At 57.5% G+C, this 17,282-nt stretch carries 10 protein-coding genes, 2 tRNA genes and 4 rRNA genes; 13 read left to right on the forward strand and 3 right to left on the reverse strand.

From position 1 onward, the window contains the following. Positions 1-12: 12 nt before the first annotated feature. The 3 genes from GF111_RS14945 to aroE are packed head-to-tail and all read left to right on the forward strand — an operon-like array spanning position 13 to position 1,965. Positions 13-558, forward strand: a complete 546-nt coding sequence (locus GF111_RS14945) for a type I DNA topoisomerase (protein WP_019456195.1) — start codon at positions 13-15, stop codon at positions 556-558. Between the two features lie 7 nt (positions 559-565). Then, positions 566-1,135: an L-threonylcarbamoyladenylate synthase type 1 TsaC gene (tsaC, locus tag GF111_RS14950; protein ID WP_047729720.1), complete on the forward strand. Its 570-nt coding sequence runs from the start codon at positions 566-568 to the stop codon at positions 1,133-1,135. Positions 1,136-1,146: 11 nt separating this feature from the next. Beyond that, on the forward strand, positions 1,147-1,965 hold the full coding sequence (gene aroE / locus GF111_RS14955) for a shikimate dehydrogenase (RefSeq protein ID WP_038871771.1): 819 nt from the start codon (positions 1,147-1,149) through the stop codon (positions 1,963-1,965). Positions 1,966-2,003: 38 nt separating this feature from the next. Here aroE and GF111_RS14960 read toward each other — a convergent pair whose 3' ends face one another. Next, the gene (locus GF111_RS14960; RefSeq protein ID WP_038871735.1) at positions 2,004-2,546 is read right to left on the reverse strand and encodes a gamma carbonic anhydrase family protein; all 543 of its coding nucleotides are present in this window, start codon (positions 2,544-2,546) and stop codon (positions 2,004-2,006) included. A gap of 507 nt (positions 2,547-3,053) precedes the next feature. Between GF111_RS14960 and GF111_RS14965 the strand changes: the two genes are divergently transcribed. The 10 genes from GF111_RS14965 to aceK all read left to right on the forward strand — a co-directional run bounded on the left by GF111_RS14965 (position 3,054) and on the right by aceK (position 14,701). Beyond that, positions 3,054-4,595, forward strand: a 16S ribosomal RNA gene (locus GF111_RS14965). Between the two features lie 140 nt (positions 4,596-4,735). Next, positions 4,736-4,811, forward strand: a tRNA-Glu gene (locus tag GF111_RS14970). A 234-nt stretch (positions 4,812-5,045) separates the two neighbouring features. Beyond that, positions 5,046-7,953, forward strand: a 23S ribosomal RNA gene (locus tag GF111_RS14975). Positions 7,954-8,058: 105 nt separating this feature from the next. Beyond that, a 5S ribosomal RNA gene (rrf, locus tag GF111_RS14980) occupies positions 8,059-8,174 on the forward strand. A gap of 14 nt (positions 8,175-8,188) precedes the next feature. Further along, a tRNA-Thr gene (locus tag GF111_RS14985) sits at positions 8,189-8,264 on the forward strand. A 45-nt stretch (positions 8,265-8,309) separates the two neighbouring features. Further along, positions 8,310-8,425, forward strand: a 5S ribosomal RNA gene (gene rrf, locus GF111_RS14990). The 16S, 23S and 5S rRNA genes sit together here with 2 tRNA genes alongside, the layout of an rRNA operon. 200 nt (positions 8,426-8,625) lie before the next feature. After that, positions 8,626-9,555 carry a homoserine O-succinyltransferase gene (gene metA, locus GF111_RS14995; protein ID WP_038874383.1) on the forward strand — a complete coding sequence of 310 codons (930 nt, stop codon included), beginning with the start codon at positions 8,626-8,628 and terminating at the stop codon, positions 9,553-9,555. Positions 9,556-9,929: 374 nt separating this feature from the next. Further along, positions 9,930-11,528 carry a malate synthase A gene (gene aceB / locus GF111_RS15000; protein ID WP_038874381.1) on the forward strand — a complete coding sequence of 533 codons (1,599 nt, stop codon included), beginning with the start codon at positions 9,930-9,932 and terminating at the stop codon, positions 11,526-11,528. Positions 11,529-11,569: 41 nt separating this feature from the next. Then, positions 11,570-12,877: an isocitrate lyase gene (gene aceA, locus GF111_RS15005; protein WP_004936630.1), complete on the forward strand. Its 1,308-nt coding sequence runs from the start codon at positions 11,570-11,572 to the stop codon at positions 12,875-12,877. Between the two features lie 69 nt (positions 12,878-12,946). Beyond that, entirely contained in the window at positions 12,947-14,701 is a 1,755-nt protein-coding gene (gene aceK / locus GF111_RS15010) for a bifunctional isocitrate dehydrogenase kinase/phosphatase (RefSeq protein WP_038874379.1), read from the forward strand. A gap of 1 nt (position 14,702) precedes the next feature. On the opposite strand, the gene GF111_RS15015 is transcribed toward aceK, so the two are convergent. After that, positions 14,703-15,344, reverse strand: coding sequence for a bifunctional 4-hydroxy-2-oxoglutarate aldolase/2-dehydro-3-deoxy-phosphogluconate aldolase (locus GF111_RS15015; RefSeq protein ID WP_038874377.1), 642 nt, complete (start codon positions 15,342-15,344; stop codon positions 14,703-14,705). Positions 15,345-15,398: 54 nt separating this feature from the next. Further along, positions 15,399-17,213, reverse strand: coding sequence for a phosphogluconate dehydratase (gene edd, locus GF111_RS15020; protein WP_147190978.1), 1,815 nt, complete (start codon positions 17,211-17,213; stop codon positions 15,399-15,401). Positions 17,214-17,282 lie beyond the last annotated feature (69 nt).

Genomic DNA, 17,282 nt, shown 5'->3' on the forward strand with positions numbered 1-17,282 from the left:
ATAGAAGACGTTATGACAAAAAACGCGATTTTTGCCGCCAGGCAAAATGAACCCTGTCCGGAATGCGGGGCCGAGTTGGTGATCCGTAGCGGTCGCCACGGCCCCTTCCTCGGCTGTTCCCAGTACCCTGAATGCCAATATATTCGCCCGCTGAAAGCGCAGGCCGATGGGCATATCGTCAAGGTGCTGGATGGGCAGCAGTGCCCGAAGTGCCAGGCGACGTTGGTGCTGCGCCAGGGGCGCTATGGCATGTTTATCGGTTGCAGCGATTATCCGCAGTGCGATCACACTGAAGTGATCGATAAGCCTGACGAAACCGCCATTACCTGCCCGCAGTGCGGTCAGGGCAAACTGCTGCAGCGTAAGTCGCGCTATGGCAAGGTTTTTCACTCCTGCGATCGTTACCCGGAATGCCAATTTGCCCTCAATGTTAAACCCGTCGCCGGTGAATGTGCCTATTGCCATTATCCGCTGCTGATGGAAAAGCGCACGGCAAAAGGCCCCGTCCTGTGCTGTGCCAGCAAGCTGTGCGGAAAACCCGTCGCGACTACAGAATAATCACATCATGAACTCAGAATTAAGCCCGAACCTTGTATCTATCATCGATGCTTTGCATCAACAGCAGGTGATTGCCTATCCTACCGAAGCGGTATTCGGCCTGGGGTGCGATCCCGACAGCGAACAGGCGGTCAATGCGCTGCTGGCGTTGAAACAGCGGCCGTGGGAAAAGGGGCTGATTCTGATCGCCGCCGACTATGCGCAGCTTAAGCCTTATATCGACGACAGTGCGCTCAGCGAACAGCAACGCGCGACGATGTTCGCCAGTTGGCCTGGGCCGGTAACCTGGGTGTTGCCTGCTCGCCCGGAGACGCCACGTTTACTGACCGGGCGTTTCAGCTCGCTGGCGGTGCGCGTTAGCGATCACCCGTTGGTGCAGCGGCTGTGTCGGCAGTACGGCAAGCCGCTGGTATCGACCAGTGCCAATCTCAGTGGATTGGAGCCGTGCCGCAGTGCGGATGAAGTCACACGACAATTCGGCACGGCTTTCCCGGTATTGGCCGGCGAGGTGGGTGGCCGTCTTAATCCTTCCGAAATCAGAGATGCTCTGACCGGCGAACAGATCCGTCAGGGCTAGAGGTAATGGGCATGGAGAAGTTTGCGGTATTTGGCAACCCTATCGGTCACAGCAAGTCGCCGCGAATTCATGCGCTGTTCGCTGCCCAGACTGGCATTGAGCATCCTTATGGAGCGGTGTTGGCGCCGTTGGATGGTTTTGAAACCAGCCTGCAGGCGTTTATCCACGCCGGAGGGCTGGGGGCGAACGTCACGGTGCCTTTCAAAGAGCGTGCTTATGAGCTCGCCTCCGAGCTGAGTGAGCGTGCAGCGATGGCCGGGGCGGTCAATACCCTGAAGGTATTGCCGAATGGCGGTCTATTGGGGGATAACACCGACGGCATCGGTTTGCTGACCGATCTACAGCGTCAACAATTGATCCGGCCGCAGGATCGCATTCTGCTGGTGGGCGCCGGCGGCGCAGCGCGCGGCGTGATCCTACCGCTGCTGTCTTTCGGCTGCCGGCTCACGATCGCCAACCGCACCTTCAGCCGAGCTCAGGAGTTGGCCCACGCTTTCCGGCATTTGGGGGAAATCTCGGCGGCGCCGATGGATCAACTGGATCAGCAAGCGTTCGATCTGGTGATCAATGCGACGGCGTCCGGCATCAGCGGGGAGATCCCGGCCTTGCCCGCGGGCGTAGTCAACGTGCAAACCCGTTGCTATGACATGTTTTATCAGCAGGGCGTCACGCCATTCCTGGCCTGGGCGCAGCAGCGGGGGGCAACCGAATATGCCGATGGGCTGGGTATGCTGGTGGGGCAGGCGGCGCATGCTTTCCTGCTTTGGCACGGAGTGATGCCAGAGATCGAGCCGGTATTGCGCCAGCTGCGCAGCGAGCTGGCGGCATAAATCCTACCCCGTTCTCTTTATAGGTAACGGGGCGCCCATCAGATATCTTCCGACAGGTATTCGTCTTTCCAGCGTACATAGTTGTTAGAAGAATAAAGCAATCCCTCCAACTCGGCGGCGGTCAACGGCCGAACCTGGCGTGCCGGGCTACCCATATAAAGATAGCCGCTCGCCAGGCGCTTGCCCGGCGCCACCAAACTGCCGGCGCCAATCATTACGTCGTCTTCTACTACTACACCGTCCAACAGGATCGATCCCATACCGACCAGCACTCGGTTGCCGATGGCGCAGCCGTGCAGCATCGCTTTATGGCCCACGGTCACGTCTTCCCCAATCAGCAGGGGAAAACCGTCGGGGTTGTGTTCGGAACGGTGAGTCACATGCAGTACGCTGCCGTCCTGAATATTGCTGCGCGCGCCGATCTTTACCGCATTGACGTCGCCGCGGATAGCGACCAGCGGCCAGATGCTGACGTCATCCGCCAGATCGACGTCGCCGATCACGACGCTGGAAGGATCGATCAAGACGCGCTGACCGAGTTTGGGGGTGTATTGAAGATAAGAACGTACTGCATCGGACATAATGCTGCCTCACGTCGGGATCATATTTACCGGCAATACTAGACTCTGACGATGGAATTACAACCAACGACAGCGCCGGATCCTGCGGAAAATGGCCCTGATCGCACAAGATCCACCCGGAAGGGCTGAAAAGTGTGCAAATAGAAAGAAAAGATCAAAAAAGGGGTTGTGCAAAAAACTCGGATCCCTATAATGCGCCTCCATCGACACGGAACATGTGAACAACTTCACAGAGTATCCGGGGGTCGCAGAGAAAAAATCCTGAAAATTAGGGTTGACTCTGAAAGAGGAAAGCGTAATATACGCCACCTCGAGTTAGCAAGCGAAAGCGCCTAACTCACTGCTCTTTAACAATTTATCAGACAATCTGTGTGGGCACTCCACAAGACGATATCCAGCATCTTCGGATGCAAAAAAATATCAAGTCTTGAAGAGTGACTAACTGAAGTAAAATTCATGCAGTAAATCTTTGAGCATCGCTTCTCGAGTGGAAGCAAATCAAGCTTTTAATTGAAGAGTTTGATCATGGCTCAGATTGAACGCTGGCGGCAGGCTTAACACATGCAAGTCGAGCGGTAGCACAGGGGAGCTTGCTCCCTGGGTGACGAGCGGCGGACGGGTGAGTAATGTCTGGGAAACTGCCTGATGGAGGGGGATAACTACTGGAAACGGTAGCTAATACCGCATAACGTCGCAAGACCAAAGAGGGGGACCTTCGGGCCTCTTGCCATCAGATGTGCCCAGATGGGATTAGCTAGTAGGTGGGGTAATGGCTCACCTAGGCGACGATCCCTAGCTGGTCTGAGAGGATGACCAGCCACACTGGAACTGAGACACGGTCCAGACTCCTACGGGAGGCAGCAGTGGGGAATATTGCACAATGGGCGCAAGCCTGATGCAGCCATGCCGCGTGTGTGAAGAAGGCCTTCGGGTTGTAAAGCACTTTCAGCGAGGAGGAAGGTGGTGAACTTAATACGTTCACCAATTGACGTTACTCGCAGAAGAAGCACCGGCTAACTCCGTGCCAGCAGCCGCGGTAATACGGAGGGTGCAAGCGTTAATCGGAATTACTGGGCGTAAAGCGCACGCAGGCGGTTTGTTAAGTCAGATGTGAAATCCCCGGGCTCAACCTGGGAACTGCATTTGAAACTGGCAAGCTAGAGTCTCGTAGAGGGGGGTAGAATTCCAGGTGTAGCGGTGAAATGCGTAGAGATCTGGAGGAATACCGGTGGCGAAGGCGGCCCCCTGGACGAAGACTGACGCTCAGGTGCGAAAGCGTGGGGAGCAAACAGGATTAGATACCCTGGTAGTCCACGCTGTAAACGATGTCGATTTGGAGGTTGTGCCCTTGAGGCGTGGCTTCCGGAGCTAACGCGTTAAATCGACCGCCTGGGGAGTACGGCCGCAAGGTTAAAACTCAAATGAATTGACGGGGGCCCGCACAAGCGGTGGAGCATGTGGTTTAATTCGATGCAACGCGAAGAACCTTACCTACTCTTGACATCCAGAGAACTTAGCAGAGATGCTTTGGTGCCTTCGGGAACTCTGAGACAGGTGCTGCATGGCTGTCGTCAGCTCGTGTTGTGAAATGTTGGGTTAAGTCCCGCAACGAGCGCAACCCTTATCCTTTGTTGCCAGCGGTTCGGCCGGGAACTCAAAGGAGACTGCCAGTGATAAACTGGAGGAAGGTGGGGATGACGTCAAGTCATCATGGCCCTTACGAGTAGGGCTACACACGTGCTACAATGGCATATACAAAGAGAAGCGACCTCGCGAGAGCAAGCGGACCTCATAAAGTATGTCGTAGTCCGGATTGGAGTCTGCAACTCGACTCCATGAAGTCGGAATCGCTAGTAATCGTAGATCAGAATGCTACGGTGAATACGTTCCCGGGCCTTGTACACACCGCCCGTCACACCATGGGAGTGGGTTGCAAAAGAAGTAGGTAGCTTAACCTTCGGGAGGGCGCTTACCACTTTGTGATTCATGACTGGGGTGAAGTCGTAACAAGGTAACCGTAGGGGAACCTGCGGTTGGATCACCTCCTTACCTAAAGATATTAGTTCGAGTGGCGTGCTCACACAGATTGTCTGATGAAAAAGTAACGAGCAAAGCGCTACCTGTTGATGCCATGAGTTATTCATGCTGATACGAACCGATTAAGTTATTCAGTTTAATCGGATTTTCGTGTCCCCATCGTCTAGAGGCCTAGGACACTGCCCTTTCACGGCTGTAACAGGGGTTCGAATCCCCTTGGGGACGCCATTCCGATAATGAGTGAAAGACATTATCACCGGTCACGACAGGCCGAAAAAATCTTAAAGATGACTTGCGAGTCATGTTTAAGATATTGCTCTTTAACAATCTGGAACAAGCTGAAAATTGAAACATGACGGCTGAAATTTATCCATCCGTAGAAGTGCTGGGGTAAAGAGTAACCTGTCATAGAGTCTCTCAAATGTTTGCAGCGCGAACGATGGAAACATCTTCGGGTTGTGAGGTTAAGTGACTAAGCGTACACGGTGGATGCCTAGGCAGTCAGAGGCGATGAAGGGCGTGCTAATCTGCGAAAAGCGTCGGTAAGGTGATATGAACCGTTACAACCGGCGATACCCGAATGGGGAAACCCAGTGTGTTTCGACACACTATCATGTCATGAATACATAGTGGCATGAGGCGAACCGGGGGAACTGAAACATCTAAGTATCCCGAGGAAAAGAAATCAACCGAGATTCCCCCAGTAGCGGCGAGCGAACGGGGAGGAGCCCAGAACCTGAATCGGCTTGTGTGTTAGTGGAAGCGTCTGGAAAGTCGCGCAGCAAAGGGTGATAGCCCCGTACACTAAAATGCACAGGTCGTGAGTTCGATGAGTAGGGCGGGACACGTGACATCCTGTCTGAATATGGGGGGACCATCCTCCAAGGCTAAATACTCCTGACTGACCGATAGTGAACCAGTACCGTGAGGGAAAGGCGAAAAGAACCCCGGCGAGGGGAGTGAAATAGAACCTGAAACCGTGTACGTACAAGCAGTGGGAGCACCTTCGTGGTGTGACTGCGTACCTTTTGTATAATGGGTCAGCGACTTATATTTTGTAGCAAGGTTAACCGTATAGGGGAGCCGTAGGGAAACCGAGTCTTAACTGGGCGAATAGTTGCAAGGTATAGACCCGAAACCCGGTGATCTAGCCATGGGCAGGTTGAAGGTTGGGTAACACTAACTGGAGGACCGAACCGACTAATGTTGAAAAATTAGCGGATGACTTGTGGCTGGGGGTGAAAGGCCAATCAAACCGGGAGATAGCTGGTTCTCCCCGAAAGCTATTTAGGTAGCGCCTCGTGAACTCATCTTCGGGGGTAGAGCACTGTTTCGGCTAGGGGGCCATCCCGGCTTACCAAACCGATGCAAACTCCGAATACCGAAGAATGTTATCACGGGAGACACACGGCGGGTGCTAACGTCCGTCGTGAAGAGGGAAACAACCCAGACCGCCAGCTAAGGTCCCAAAGTCATGGTTAAGTGGGAAACGATGTGGGAAGGCATAGACAGCCAGGATGTTGGCTTAGAAGCAGCCATCATTTAAAGAAAGCGTAATAGCTCACTGGTCGAGTCGGCCTGCGCGGAAGATGTAACGGGGCTAAACCATGCACCGAAGCTGCGGCAGCGACGCTTAGGCGTTGTTGGGTAGGGGAGCGTTCTGTAAGCCGTTGAAGGTGGCCTGTGAGGGTTGCTGGAGGTATCAGAAGTGCGAATGCTGACATAAGTAACGATAAAGCGGGTGAAAAGCCCGCTCGCCGGAAGACCAAGGGTTCCTGTCCAACGTTAATCGGGGCAGGGTGAGTCGACCCCTAAGGCGAGGCTGAAAAGCGTAGTCGATGGGAAACAGGTTAATATTCCTGTACTTGGTGTTACTGCGAAGGGGGGACGGAGAAGGCTAGGCTAGCCGGGCGACGGTTGTCCCGGTTTAAGCGTGTAGGGGGTGTGACCTGGTAAATCCGGTTGCATATCAACCCTGAGGCGTGATGACGATGCACTACGGTGCAGAAGTAGTTGATGCCCTGCTTCCAGGAAAAGCCTCTAAGCTCCAGGTAACATTGAATCGTACCCCAAACCGACACAGGTGGTCAGGTAGAGAATACCAAGGCGCTTGAGAGAACTCGGGTGAAGGAACTAGGCAAAATGGTGCCGTAACTTCGGGAGAAGGCACGCTGGCATGTAGGTGAAGTCCTTCGCGGATGGAGCTGAAGCCAGTCGAAGATACCAGCTGGCTGCAACTGTTTAATAAAAACACAGCACTGTGCAAACACGAAAGTGGACGTATACGGTGTGACGCCTGCCCGGTGCTGGAAGGTTAATTGATGGGGTCAGCCGCAAGGCGAAGCTCTTGATCGAAGCCCCAGTAAACGGCGGCCGTAACTATAACGGTCCTAAGGTAGCGAAATTCCTTGTCGGGTAAGTTCCGACCTGCACGAATGGCGTAATGATGGCCAGGCTGTCTCCACCCGAGACTCAGTGAAATTGAACTCGCTGTGAAGATGCAGTGTACCCGCGGCAAGACGGAAAGACCCCGTGAACCTTTACTATAGCTTGACACTGAACATTGAGCCTTGATGTGTAGGATAGGTGGGAGGCTTTGAAGCGTGGACGCCAGTCTGCGTGGAGCCATCCTTGAAATACCACCCTTTAATGTTTGATGTTCTAACTCGGCCCCATAATCTGGGGTGAGGACAGTGTCTGGTGGGTAGTTTGACTGGGGCGGTCTCCTCCCAAAGAGTAACGGAGGAGCACGAAGGTTAGCTAATCACGGTCGGACATCGTGAGGTTAGTGCAAAGGCATAAGCTAGCTTGACTGCGAGAGTGACGGCTCGAGCAGGTACGAAAGTAGGTCTTAGTGATCCGGTGGTTCTGAATGGAAGGGCCATCGCTCAACGGATAAAAGGTACTCCGGGGATAACAGGCTGATACCGCCCAAGAGTTCATATCGACGGCGGTGTTTGGCACCTCGATGTCGGCTCATCACATCCTGGGGCTGAAGTAGGTCCCAAGGGTATGGCTGTTCGCCATTTAAAGTGGTACGCGAGCTGGGTTTAGAACGTCGTGAGACAGTTCGGTCCCTATCTGCCGTGGGCGTTGGAAGATTGAGAGGGGTTGCTCCTAGTACGAGAGGACCGGAGTGAACGCACCACTGGTGTTCGGGTTGTCATGCCAATGGCATTGCCCGGTAGCTAAGTGCGGAAAAGATAAGCGCTGAAAGCATCTAAGCGCGAAACTTGCCTCAAGATGAGTCTTCCCTGGGCCTTTAAGGCCCCTGAAGGAACGTTTAAGACTAAGACGTTGATAGGCTGGGTGTGTAAGTGCAGCGATGCATTGAGCTAACCAGTACTAATGATCCGTGAGGCTTAACCTTACAACACCGAAGGTGTTTTGGTGAGACCAAGACAATATTCAGCTTGTTTACAGATTGGTTCTGATGGCGACACGAGAGTGAAGCGGTTGGAATAAAACGAATTTGCCTGGCGGCAATAGCGCGGTGGTCCCACCTGACCCCATGCCGAACTCAGAAGTGAAACGCCGTAGCGCCGATGGTAGTGTGGGGTCTCCCCATGCGAGAGTAGGACACTGCCAGGCATCAAATTAAGCGTGCTGATATGGCTCAGTTGGTAGAGCGCACCCTTGGTAAGGGTGAGGTCCCCAGTTCGACTCTGGGTATCAGCACCACTTTATTTAAAGTGGGTTTAGAAGTTCGGCAGAAAAAAGAATTTGCTTGGCGGCAATAGCGCGGTGGTCCCACCTGACCCCATGCCGAACTCAGAAGTGAAACGCCGTAGCGCCGATGGTAGTGTGGGGTCTCCCCATGCGAGAGTAGGACACTGCCAAGCATCAAATAAGCCAAGAGGCCATCCGAAAGGATGGCCTTTTTGCTTTTCAGTCCCTTTACTCCCCCTCCTCATATCTTGGCGCAGAGCGCGCAATGAAACATTTTCACCTTTTCGCCGAATGCTCGACATCGACGGAAAAAAACGCTATCTTCGGGCATCTAGAAGTCTAAACGTATAAATGGATGTGTGAGGGTTAAGCAATGCCGATTCGTGTTCCTGATGAGTTACCTGCGGTCAATTTCTTGCGCGGTGAGAATGTCTTCGTGATGACATCCTCGCGGGCAAAAACACAGGAAATCAGGCCACTGAAAGTGCTGATCCTCAACCTGATGCCAAAGAAGATCGAAACGGAAAACCAGTTTTTGCGCCTGCTGTCCAACTCGCCGCTGCAGATTGATATCCAGCTGCTGCGTATCGATAGCCGCGAATCGAAGAACACGCCGGCCGAGCATCTGAATAACTTCTACTGCGACTTCGAGGATATCCAGAACGAGAACTTCGATGGTTTGATCGTTACCGGCGCGCCGCTGGGGCTGGTCGATTTCTGCGATGTTGCCTACTGGCCGCAGATCGAACGGGTGATTGACTGGGCTAAGAACCACGTTACCTCCACGCTGTTCGTTTGCTGGGCGGTACAGGCGGCGTTGAACATCCTGTACGGCATTCCCAAGATGACGCGCGAGGTGAAGCTCTCCGGCGTTTATCCGCACCAAACGCTGCAGCAGCATGCGTTGCTGACGCGCGGCTTCGACGAAAGCTTCCTGGCGCCGCATTCACGCTATGCCGATTTCCCGACCGAAGTGATTCGCCAATATACCGACCTGGACATCCTGGCCGAATCCGAGCAGGCCGGCGCCTACCTGTTTGCCAGCAGGGACAAGCGCCTGGCGTTTGTCACCGGCCATCCGGAATACGATACGCTGACCCTGGCAGGAGAGTATTGTCGCGACAACGAAGCCGGCCTCGATCCTGCCGTTCCACTCAACTACTTCCCCGATGACAACCCCTCATTGACACCGAAAGCCACCTGGCGCAGCCATGGCCATCTGCTGTTTTCCAACTGGCTCAACTATTACGTCTACCAGATCACGCCGTACGATCTGCGCCATATGAATCCGACGCTCGACTGATCTTTTCTGCTCGCCGGCGGCTGAATCGAGGCCGCCGCGCCGTTGATCCTCTGAACGATCCTCTTTTTCTCCGTCACACCTCCTTAAAATTAATTGTTAACCAAGGTGTTAGCGCATCTTTATCACTCTGGTGGAAGCGATTTCCTTACTGGCCATTATTGTTATTTTATCTAACTAGTTGATAATAAAGTGTTAATAAAATATTTAATAATAAAATGGAAATGGTTTTTGATTTTTATTTTTTGTTGAGTATTCTTAGAGCTATCGGGATGAGATCTGACCAGTTGAGGATCGTTTCATCCACCCTGATCCACAGTGATTTCTGATGAAAATGCGCCGGTCGCGCGAGCGCAACGATGGGAAGGAGCAAGGTCATGACGCAACAGATAGCAGGCACGGAGTTAAGGTTTACGCAGGGTTTCGCCGCAGCGGAGCGCCAGGTGTTGACCGATGAAGCGGTTGAATTCCTGGCGGAACTGGTGGGGAAATTCACGCCGCGGCGCAACGAGCTGCTGGCGGCGCGTGTCCGCTGGCAGCAAAATATCGATCGCGGCGAACTGCCGGGATTTATTTCGGAAACCACTTCCATTCGTGAAGGTGACTGGCAGATCCGCGGCATTCCGCAAGATCTGCGTGACCGCCGGGTCGAGATCACCGGGCCGGTTGAGCGCAAGATGGTGATCAATGCGCTTAATGCCAACGTAAAAGTGTTCATGGCGGACTTCGAAGACTCGCTGGCGCCAAGCTGGGACAAAATCATCGACGGCCAAATCAACCTGCACGATGCAGTTAACGGCACCATTTCCTACACCAATGAAGCCGGCAAAATCTACCAGCTGAAACCGAACCCGGCGGTATTGATCGCTCGCGTGCGCGGCCTGCATTTGCCGGAAAAACACGTGCTGTGGCGTGATGAAGCCATTCCCGGCGGCCTGTTCGATTTCGCGCTGTACTTCTACCACAACTATCGCCAACTGTTGGCCAAGGGCAGCGGCCCATATTTCTATCTGCCGAAAACCCAGTCCTGGGAAGAGGCGGCCTGGTGGAGCGATGTCTTCAGCTTTACCGAGGATCGTTTCGATCTGCCGCGCGGCACCATCAAAGCGACCGTGCTGATCGAAACCCTGCCGGCGGTGTTCCAGATGGACGAAATTCTCTACCACCTACGCGACCACATCGTCGGCCTGAACTGCGGCCGCTGGGATTACATCTTCAGCTACATCAAAACGCTGAAGAATCATGGCGATCGCGTGCTGCCTGATCGTCAGTCGGTGACCATGGAGAAACCTTTCCTCAGCGCCTATTCGCGTCTGTTGATCAAAACCTGTCATAAGCGCGGCGCGTTCGCCATGGGCGGTATGGCGGCGTTTATCCCGAGCAAAGACGCCGAGAAAAATGACTGGGTGTTGAATAAGGTACGGGCGGACAAAGAGCTGGAAGCCAGCAACGGCCATGACGGCACCTGGGTGGCGCACCCGGGGCTGGCGGATACGGTGATGGAGGTATTCGGCAAAGCATTGGGCGATCGCCAAAACCAGTTGGAGGTGCTGCGTGAGCAAGACGCGCCGATCAGCGCCGCACAGCTGCTGGAACCGTGCGACGGCGAACGCACCGAGGCGGGGATGCGCGCCAATATCCGCGTGGCGGTGCAGTACATCGAAGCCTGGATCTCCGGCAACGGTTGCGTACCAATTTACGGTTTGATGGAAGATGCGGCGACGGCGGAGATCTCCCGTACGTCAATCTGGCAGTGGATCCACCACGAGAAGAGCCTGAGCGACGGGCGTCCGGTCACCAAGGCGCTGTTCCGCCAGATGCTGCAAGAAGAGATGTTGGTGGTGCGTGAAGAAGTGGGGGAAGCGCGCTTTAACGCCGGCCGGTTCGAAGAGGCGGCGCGCCTGATGGAGCGCATCACCACGCAAGATGAGTTAATCGATTTCCTGACGCTGCCCGGCTATGCGCTGCTGGCCTGAATTTTCCCAATCAACCCTACATGACTGAAAGGATAAAAATTATGTCTACCTCTCGCTCTCAACAGATCCAGCAGCTGGAACAGGAATGGAAATCGGCCCGTTGGGAAGGCATCACTCGCCCTTACAGCGCCGAAGACGTGATCAACCTGCGCGGTTCGGTCAACCCGGAATGCACCCTGGCGCAAAACGGCGCCGCCAAACTGTGGGCATTGTTGAATGGCAAGGCGCGCAAAGGCTACGTGAACTGCCTGGGCGCGCTGACCGGTGGCCAGGCGCTGCAGCAGGCCAAAGCCGGCGTCGAGGCTATCTACCTGTCAGGCTGGCAGGTGGCGGCGGACGCCAACAGCGCGGCGGCCATGTACCCTGACCAGTCGCTGTATCCGGTGGACTCGGTGCCGAAGGTCGTCGAGCGCATCAACAATACCTTCCGCCGCGCCGATCAGATCCAATGGGCTAACCAGATTGAGCCGGGCAGCAAAGGCTACACCGATTATTTCCTGCCGATCGTCGCCGATGCGGAAGCCGGCTTCGGCGGCGTGCTGAACGCCTTCGAGCTGATGAAAGCGATGATCACCGCCGGCGCCGCCGGGGTACACTTTGAAGACCAGCTGGCGGCGGTGAAGAAATGCGGCCATATGGGCGGCAAAGTGCTGGTGCCGACGCAGGAAGCGATCCAGAAACTGGTCGCCGCGCGCCTGGCGGCCGACGTGCTCGGCGTGCCGACGCTGGTGATCGCCCGCACCGACGCCGATGCGGCCGACCTGCTGACCTCCGATTGCGATCCGTATGACAGCGCCTTCGTCACCGGCGAGCGCACGGCGGAAGGCTTCTTCCGCACCCATGCCGGCGTCGAGCAGGCGATCAGCCGCGGCCTGGCTTACGCTCCTTACGCGGATATGGTGTGGTGCGAAACCTCAACGCCGGATCTGGATGCCGCTCAGCGCTTCGCCGACGCCATCCACGCCAAATACCCGGGTAAGCTGCTGGCCTACAACTGCTCGCCGTCGTTCAACTGGAAGAAGAACCTCGACGACCAGACCATCGCTCGCTTCCAGCAGGCGCTGTCGGATATGGGCTACAAATATCAGTTCATCACGCTGGCGGGCATCCACAGCATGTGGTTCAACATGTTCGATCTGGCGCACGCCTATGCGCAGGGCGAGGGCATGAAACACTACGTCGAGAAGGTGCAGCAGGCGGAGTTCGCCGCGGTGGATCGCGGCTACACCTTCGCGTCGCACCAGCAAGAGGTGGGCACCGGCTACTTCGACAAGGTCACCACCATCATTCAGGGCGGCGCCTCTTCGGTCACCGCGCTGACCGGTTCGACGGAAGAACAGCAGTTCTGATGCGGCAAGCTTGAAGACGTTCCACCCGGAGCCTGCATGCGCAGGCTTCTTTTTCTGGCGGGGGTAAGGATGGCGGCAAAACTGGAGTTGTTGATCGCACAGACGATCCTGCAGGGCTTCGATGCGCAGTACGGCCGCTTTCTGGAAGTGACCGCCGGCGCGCAGCAGCGCTTCGAGCAGGCGGACTGGCCGGCGGTGCAGCAGGCGATGAAAAAGCGCATCCATCTGTACGACCATCACGTCGGCCTGGTGGTGGAGCAGCTCAAATGCATCACCGGGCAGAAATACTTCGACGCCGACTTCCCCAGCCGGGTCAAAGCAGTCTATATCGACCTGCTGCCGGACTATCCGCGTTTCGAGATCGCTGAAAGCTTCTTTAACTCGGTCTACTGCAGGCTGTTCAAGCACCGCGATCTGACGCCGGACAAGCTGTTCGTCTTCAGTTCGCAGCCGGAGCGGCGCTTTCGCGACATCCCGCGTCCGCTGGCGCGCGATTTTACTCCCCATGGCGATCTGCCGGCGATGCTGCGCAGCGTACTGAGCGATCTGCCGCTGCGGCTGCTGTGGGAGGATTTGACGCGCGATATTCGCTACATCACTCAGGCGCTGCAACGCGCCTTCAGCGCACAGCAGCTGGCGGGTGCAACCTTCCAGATCGCCAACGAACTGTTCTACCGCAACAAGGCCGCCTGGCTGGTCGGCAAGCTGCGCCTGGCCGACGGCGTTTATCCGTTCTTGCTGCCTATCCACCACAGCGAATCGGGCGCGCTGTTTATCGACGCCTGCCTGACCGGTAAGGCCGAGGCCAGCATTGTCTTCGGCTTCGCTCGTTCTTATTTCATGGTCTACGCGCCGCTGCCAGCGGCGATGGTGGAGTGGCTGCGCGAGATCCTGCCGGGCAAAACCACCGCCGAGCTGTACATGGCGATCGGCTGCCAGAAGCACGGCAAAACCGAATGCTATCGCGAATACCTGACCTTTATGGCGCAGTCGCAGGAGCAATTTATCATCGCGCCGGGGGTGAAGGGCATGGTGATGCTGGTGTTCACCTTGCCGTCCTTCGATCGGGTATTCAAAGTGATCAAGGACGAGTTCGCCCCGCAAAAAGAGGTGACGCAGGCGCAGGTGATGGCCTGCTATCAGCTGGTGAAAGAGCACGATCGCGTCGGGCGCATGGCGGATACCCAAGAGTACGAGAATTTCGTCGTCGACAAGGCGCGCCTCAGCCCGGTGCTGTTGGCGGAACTGCAGCGCGAAGTGCCGGGCAAACTGGAAGATCTCGGCGATCGCATCGTGATCAAGCACCTGTATATGGAACGGCGTATGACGCCGCTGAACCTGTATCTGGAGCAGGCCAACGACCAGCAGATGCGCGATGCGATCGAAGAGTACGGTAATGCCATCAAGCAGCTGGCCGCCGCCAATATCTTCCCCGGTGACATGCTGTTCAAGAACTTTGGCGTGACGCGCCACGGGCGGGTGGTGTTCTACGACTACGACGAAATTTGCTACATGACCGAGGTTAACTTCCGCGACATTCCGCCGCCGCGCTATCCGGAGGACGAGCTGGCCAGCGAACCGTGGTACAGCATCGCGCCCAACGACGTATTCCCGGAAGAGTTCCGCCACTTCCTGTGCGGCGATCGGCGCATTCGGCAGGTGTTTGAAGAGCTGCACAGCGATCTGTTTACGGCTGAGTATTGGCGCGGGTTGCAGCAGCGCATCCGCGAGGGGCACGTGGAAGACGTGTTCGCTTACCGCAAGAAGCAGCGGTTCAGCCAGCGCAGCGGGGCGGCGCTGCCGGCCGCCACCGCTGCGATGTAAATCAGGCCTGGGCACCCGCGACGGCGGCGCGCGCCAGTTCGGTGATGCGGGCGTAGTCGCCGCTTTCCAGCGCGTCCGCCGGCACCAGCCAGGAGCCGCCGATGCACAGTACGCTTTTCAGCGCCAGGTAGCTGCGGTAGTTGTCCGGCGAGATACCGCCGGTCGGGCAGAAGCGCACCTGCGGGAACGGGCCGCCGATCGCCTGCAGCGCTTTTACCCCGCCATTGGCTTCCGCCGGGAAGAATTTAAACTCGCGCAGGCCGTAATCCATGCCCAGCATCAGCTCGGAAACGGTGCTGATGCCCGGAATAAGCGGAATGGACCCGGCGGTGGCCGCGTTGAGCAGCTCGTCGGTCAGCCCCGGGCTGATGGCGAACTGCGCACCGGCCTCGGTCACTTCACGCAGCTGCTGGGGATTGATCACGGTACCGGCGCCGATGATCGCTTCCGGCACTTCTTGGGCGATGGCGCGAATGGCGTCCATGGCGCAGGCGGTGCGCAGCGTCACTTCCAGCACCCGCACGCCGCCGGCGACCAGCGCTTTCGCCAGCGGCACCGCATGTTCCAGCTTGTTGATCACGATGACCGGCACCACCGGCCCCGCCGTCAGGATCTGTTCGGCGCTTGTTTTCCATTGGTTCATGATGACGTTCTCCTCTGTGGCCGCCGCCAGGCGGCGATGCGGCCAGGCTATCGATTAAAATTTGATGCAGCAGGCGCCCTGCTCGGCGCCGGACAGCTGGCTGCGCAGCGCGCCGAACAGCTCGCGGCCGCAGCCGATGTGTTCTGCGCTCAGATCGGGTTGGCATGGCGTGCGCTGGGCCAGTTCGTCGGCGTCGACCAGCACCTGCAGCTCGCCGCTGCGGCCGTTGACGCGGATCGGATCGCCGTCGCGCACTTTCGCCAGCAGGCCGCCGGTATAGGCTTCCGGGGTGACGTGGATGGCGGAAGGCACCTTGCCGGAGGCGCCTGACAGGCGGCCGTCAGTCACCAGCGCCACTTTGAAGCCGCGATCCATCAGCACGCCCAGCGGCGGCATCAGCTTGTGCAGCTCCGGCATGCCGTTGGCCTGCGGCCCCTGGAAGCGCACTACCACCACGCAATCGCGATCCAGCTTGCCGGCTTCGAACGCCGGCACGATGTCGTGCTGGCTGTCGAACACCACCGCCGGCGCTTCGATAATCTGGTTGTCGGCGGGCACCGCCGAGGTTTTCATCACCGCACGGCCCAGATTGCCTGCCATCACTTTGGTGCCGCCGTGATGCTCAAACGGCTGAGCGACGCTGGCGATCACGCTGGCGTCGAGCGAGCCGGCCACGCCTTCGCGCCACGCCAGCTGGCCATTATCCAGCCAGGGTTCCTGGGTGTAGCGGTGCAGGCCGAAACCGGCCACGGTGTGCACGTTTTCATGCAGCAGGCCGTGTTGCAGCAGCTCGCGCACCACCAGCGGCACGCCGCCGGCGGCCTGGAACTGGTTGATGTCGGCCGGGCCGTTCGGGTAGATGCGGCACAGCAGCGGCACCGCCTCCGACAGCTCCGAGAAATCGTCCCAGGTAATGATGATGCCTGCTGCGCGCGCCATCGCCACCAGATGCATGGTCAGGTTGGTGGAGCCGCCGGTGGCCAGCAGCGAGACGATGCCGTTTACCACCACTTTCTCGTCCATCAGGCGGCCGATCGGCAGGTAGTTGCCGGCGGTGTCGGTCAGTCGCGTCACCTGGCGCGCGGCGGCGTCGTTCAGCGCGTCGCGCAGCGGCGTGTCCGGATGTACGAAGGAGGCGCCCGGCAGGTGCAGGCCCATCACTTCCATCACCATCTGGTTGGTGTTGGCGGTGCCGTAGAAGGTGCAGGTGCCGATGCCGTGATAGGACGCGGCCTCGGCTTCCAGCAGCGCCAGGCGGTCGGCCTTGCCCTCGGCGTACAGCTGGCGCACGCGCACCTTTTCTTTGTTGGGTAAACCGCTGCTCATCGGGCCGGCAGGCACGAACAGTGCGGGCAGGTGGCCGAAGGAGAGGGCGGCCATCACCAGCCCGGGCACGATCTTGTCGCAGATGCCGAGGAACAGCGCACCGTCGAACATGTTGTGCGACAGGCCGACGGCGGTCGACATGGCGATCACGTCGCGGCTCATCAGCGACAGCTCCATGCCGTCCTGCCCCTGCGTCACGCCGTCGCACATCGCCGGCACGCCGCCGGCCACCTGGCCGACGGCGCCCACCGCCTGCAGCGCCTGTTTCAGCCGCTGCGGGTAGTGTTCGTACGGCTGGTGGGCCGACAGCATGTCGTTGTAGGCGGTGATGATGGCGATATCGCTGCGCACCATGTTTTTCAGCGCCGTCTTGTCATCGGGCTGACAGGCGGCGAAGCCGTGGGCCAGGTTGCCGCAGGCCAGCTGCGCGCGGTGGACGGTTTGGGAACGGGCCGCTTCGATACGCGCCAGATAGGCGGCACGGCTGGCCTGGGAACGGTGGGTGATGCGCTGTGTGACACGGGACAAGGTTGGGTTAATCATGCCTTCCTCACATTGCTGTTGTTATAGTCGCCGCCTGTGGCGGTGCCCCCGGTGGTGATTTGCAGCCCT

The sequence above is a fragment of the Serratia sp. HRI genome, from assembly GCF_010119335.3.
Taxonomy (GTDB): domain Bacteria; phylum Pseudomonadota; class Gammaproteobacteria; order Enterobacterales; family Enterobacteriaceae; genus Serratia; species Serratia nevei.

Coding starts and splice junctions, on each gene's coding strand:
- GF111_RS14945 (WP_019456195.1), top strand. CDS start 13: ATGACAAAAAACGCGATTTTTGCCGCCAGGCAAAATGAACCCTGTCCG.
- tsaC (WP_047729720.1), top strand. CDS start 566: ATGAACTCAGAATTAAGCCCGAACCTTGTATCTATCATCGATGCTTTG.
- aroE (WP_038871771.1), top strand. CDS start 1,147: ATGGAGAAGTTTGCGGTATTTGGCAACCCTATCGGTCACAGCAAGTCG.
- GF111_RS14960 (WP_038871735.1), bottom strand. CDS start 2,546: ATGTCCGATGCAGTACGTTCTTATCTTCAATACACCCCCAAACTCGGT.
- metA (WP_038874383.1), top strand. CDS start 8,626: ATGCCGATTCGTGTTCCTGATGAGTTACCTGCGGTCAATTTCTTGCGC.
- aceB (WP_038874381.1), top strand. CDS start 9,930: ATGACGCAACAGATAGCAGGCACGGAGTTAAGGTTTACGCAGGGTTTC.
- aceA (WP_004936630.1), top strand. CDS start 11,570: ATGTCTACCTCTCGCTCTCAACAGATCCAGCAGCTGGAACAGGAATGG.
- aceK (WP_038874379.1), top strand. CDS start 12,947: ATGGCGGCAAAACTGGAGTTGTTGATCGCACAGACGATCCTGCAGGGC.
- GF111_RS15015 (WP_038874377.1), bottom strand. CDS start 15,344: ATGAACCAATGGAAAACAAGCGCCGAACAGATCCTGACGGCGGGGCCG.
- edd (WP_147190978.1), bottom strand. CDS start 17,213: ATGATTAACCCAACCTTGTCCCGTGTCACACAGCGCATCACCCACCGT.